Consider the following 3,787-nt stretch of genomic DNA (forward strand, 5'->3'; position numbering starts at 1 on the left):
GGCGAAGCGCTCGGCGGTCGCCCGCTCCGGCCAGCCGCCCGCGTCCTCCAAGTCCTGGGGGAGGTCCCAGTGGTAGAGGGTGAGGGCGGGTGTGATGCCGGCGGCGAGCAGCTCGTCGACCAGCTTGCGGTAGAAGTCGAGGCCCTTCTGCACGGCCGGTCCGCGGCCGGTCGGCTGGACGCGCGACCAGGAGACGGAGAACCGGTAGGCACCCAGGCCGAGTTCGGACATCAGCCGGACGTCCTCGGGGAAGCGGTGGTAGTGGTCAACGGCCACGTCACCGGTGTGGCCCTCGAAGACCTTGCCGGGGGTGTGCGAGAAGGTGTCCCAGATGGACGGGGTCCGGCCGTCCTCACGGGCGGCGCCCTCGATCTGGTACGCGGCGGTGGCCGTGCCCCACAGGAAGTCGGACGGGAAGGTGCGGGTGGCGGTGAGTGGCCGGGTCTCGGACGCGGTCATAGGAGAGCGCTCCCAACGTAAGTGTGGTTGAAGTCGTGCCGGATGAACCGGTGCCGGAAGAGGGGGCGCGAACAGGCCGACGAGGCAGGTCGTTCCTCGATGAACGCCGTCAGTTCTTGACGGCGCCGGCGGTGATGCCGCCGACGATGTGCTTGCCGAGTACGGCGAAGACGAGCAGCAGCGGCAGCGTGGAGATGAGCGCGCCGGTCAGGACGACGGCTTGGTCGACGGTGTGGTTGCCCGCGCCGAGGCCGGCCAGGGCGACCTGGAGGGTCGGATTGCCGTCCGGGGTCAGGGCGATGAACGGCCAGAAGAAGTCGTTCCAGGCCTGGACGAAGACGAGCATTCCGAGGACCGCCATCGCGGGCCGGGCGACGGGGAACACCACGTGCCAGATGATGCGCAGGCTGTGCGCACCGTCCATCCTGGCCGCCTCCACCAGTTCCACCGGCAGCGCTTCGATGAGGTATTGGCGCATGAAGAAGACGCCGAAGGCGGCGACCAGGGAGGGCAGGACGACCGACTGGAGCTGGTCGACCCAGCCGAGGTCGGTGATGATCTGGTAGAGCGGGATGACGCTGAGCTGGGGCGGAATGGTCATGGTCGCCACCACCAGTGCCAGCAGGGCGCCCCGGCCCTTGAAGGGCAGTTTGGCGAAGGCGAAGCCGGCGAGGGTGGAGAACAGGACGGTGGACAGGGCCACGAGCCCGGCCACGATGGTCGTGTTGACCAGTGCCTCGCCCATGTCGACCTGGTTCCAGGCGAAGGCGAGGTTGTCGAAGAGCCGGGGGCCGGGCAGCAGCGGGGCCGGGGCCTCGACCACGCGCTCGCCCGTGTGGGAGGCGGCCACGAGGTTCCAGTACAGCGGGAAGAGGGAGACGAGGGCGGCCAGGCCGAGGAGGACGTACGTCAGCGGTCCCGCATGATGCTGACGGCCCGCCGATGAGCGAAGACGCCTTGCGCGCGGCGCCGCGGCGGTGGTCTTTTCGAGTGTGCGGGTCATGGGTTCAGCTCCCCGCCTTCGTGCGGATGTGGCCGGATCGGCTGCTACGGCGGTGGCTGCGGTTGCGGTTGGAGCGGGCGATCAGGGCCTGGATGCCGCCGATGAGCAGGAGGAGCAGGAGCATGACCCAGGCGATGGCGGAGGCCTGACCCAGCGCGCCGGTCACCCAGCCCTTCTCGTACATGAGCAGGCTGAGCGTCTGGAACTGGTTTCCGCTGCCCCCGCTGATGCCGACGCTGCCTCCGAAGAGCATCGGTTCGCCGAAGAGCTGGGTGGCGCCGATGGTGGAGACGATGACGGTGAAGAGGATCGTCGGCCGGATGGAGGGGATGGTGACGCTGAGGAACTGGCGCCAGCGCGAGGCCCCGTCCAGCGCGGCGGCCTCGTAGAGGTCCTGGGGTACGGCCTGCATCGCCGCCAGGTAGATGAGCGCGTTGTAGCCCGTCCAGCGCCAGGTCACGATCGTCGAAATGGCCATCTGGGCGGGCCACTTGGAGGATTCCCAGGCGACCGGGTCGAAGCCGGCCCAGCCCAGGACCGTGTTGATCAGGCCGTAGTCGGTGTTGAAGAGCTGGGCGAAGACGAGCGTGGCCGCCGCGATCGAGGTGGCGTACGGGGCGAGGACCGCGACGCGGAAGAAACCCCGGCCGCGCAGTTTGTAGTTGAGCAGGTGCGCGAGCCCGAGGGCCATCAGCAGCTGGGGGACGGTGGAGATCACACCGATGGTGAAGGTGTTGGCGAGCGCGTTCCAGAAGAACTCGCTGGTGGCCAGGGAACTGTAGTTGTCCAGCCCCTTCCACTGCGCGCTGCCGCCCAGTTCGACCCGGTGGAGCGAGAGCCAGCCCGTGTAGATCAGGGGGAAGAGCCCGAAGGCCGCGAAGGTGAGGAAGAAGGGAGCGACGAAGACGTAGGGGACCGCCTTCAGGTCGAGGCGGTAGAGCGTGCTGCGCCAACCGCTCCGGCCCGAGGGCGGCTGCCGGTGGGAGCCGGGGCCGGTGCTGGAGCCCGGGGCTTGTGCGGCGGGCGGCGCGGAGCCGCCACCCGCCGCCCGTACGGAGGTGGCCACGGGGGCGTCCTTCCAGGTCGATGCGTGCAGTGTGATGCGGTGGGGGCGGAGGGTCGACGGCCCGCCGCCACCCGCGGGGAGGCAGCGGGTGGCGGCGGGCCGTCACACTGCCCCCGTTACTGGTCGATCTTGTCGTTGACCAGCTTCTTGACGTTCTCCCAGGCCTTCGCCGGGTCGGTGCCGCGCTGCTCGATGTCGAGGATGCCGTTGTCGGTGAGGAAGGTCTTCACCTGTCCGTCCCAGCGGCTGATCGGGGCGGGCGTGATGCCGGCCGCGGCCTGCGAGTAGATCTTGCCGACCGGGGTGTCACCGAAGTACGGCAGTTTCGCGTCCTGGACGGCCGCCGAGGTGAGCGTGTCCTTGGTGGAGGGGATGTTGCCGTTCACGCCGAAGACCTTGGCGTGCTGCGCCGGTGCGGTGAGCCAGGCGGCCAGCTCGGCCGCCTCCTTGACGTGCTTGCCCGACTTCGGCACGGCCAGGAACGAGCCGCCCCAGTTGCCGGCCACGGGCGGCGCGGCGATGTCCCACTTCCCCTGGTTCTCCGGGCCCGCCTGCTCCTTGATGATGCCCGTCATCCAGCTCGGGCAGGCGACCGTGGCGAACTTCGCGTTCTTGAAGGCCGCGTTCCAAGTGCCCTTCTCGTCGAACTGGCGCAGCTTGGCCGTCAGTTCGCCCTTCGTCGCCGCCACGGCGGTGTCCCACGCCTTCTTCACGCCCGGGCTGTTCTCGTAGTCCAGCTCGCCCTTGGTGTTCGCGTACTGCACGGCCTCGCTGGAGATCACCGCGTTGAACAGACCACTCGCGGAGTCGTGGAAGGAAGTCCCGGCCGGGGCGCTCTTCTTGTACGCCTCACCGGTCGCGATGAACTTCGCCCAGTCACCCGCCCAGAGCTTGGCGACCTCCGTGCGATCGGTCGGCAGGCCGGCCTTGGCGAAGAGGTCCTTGTTGTAGCAGATGGCCATCGGACCGATGTCCGTGCCGAGGCCGATGACCCTGCCGTCGCCCGTGGTGGCCTGCTTGACCTTCCAGTCCAGGAACGCGCCGAGGTCCGCGCCGCCCGTCTTGCCGAGGTCGGTCCACTTGTCCGCCATGGCCGGACCGGTCGCCTCCGCGATGTAGCCCACCTCCAGGGCCTGGATGTCCGCGAGACCGCTGTCGCGGGAGAGACGCAGCTTGAGCGTGTCCCAGTACTTCTGGCCGTCGGCGACGTTCGACTCTTCGATCTTGATGTTCGGATGCGCCTTCGTGTACTCGGCGTA

4 protein-coding genes are annotated in these 3,787 nt (G+C 68.9%); all 4 read right to left on the reverse strand.

Annotation, left to right across the window (positions count from 1 at the left end; all coding sequences use genetic code 11):
* Nucleotides 1-459 (reverse strand): glycoside hydrolase family 1 protein (locus tag ACFYM0_RS37875; RefSeq protein WP_388510285.1); only part of this gene is annotated, 459 nt, incomplete at its 3' end.
* 109 nt (nt 460-568) lie between these two features.
* Nucleotides 569-1,462 (reverse strand): carbohydrate ABC transporter permease, encoded by an 894-nt coding sequence (locus ACFYM0_RS37880; protein WP_388510288.1) that lies wholly within the window; start codon nt 1,460-1,462, stop codon nt 569-571.
* Between the two features lie 4 nt (nt 1,463-1,466).
* On the reverse strand, nt 1,467-2,528 hold the full coding sequence (locus ACFYM0_RS37885) for a carbohydrate ABC transporter permease (RefSeq protein WP_388510291.1): 1,062 nt from the start codon (nt 2,526-2,528) through the stop codon (nt 1,467-1,469).
* A 116-nt stretch (nt 2,529-2,644) separates the two neighbouring features.
* Nucleotides 2,645-3,787: ABC transporter substrate-binding protein (locus ACFYM0_RS37890; RefSeq protein ID WP_388510294.1), on the reverse strand; the 1,143-nt coding region annotated here is incomplete at its 5' end.

It is taken from the genome of Streptomyces sp. NPDC006487 (genome assembly GCF_042870555.1).
Taxonomy (GTDB): Bacteria; Actinomycetota; Actinomycetes; order Streptomycetales; family Streptomycetaceae; genus Streptomyces.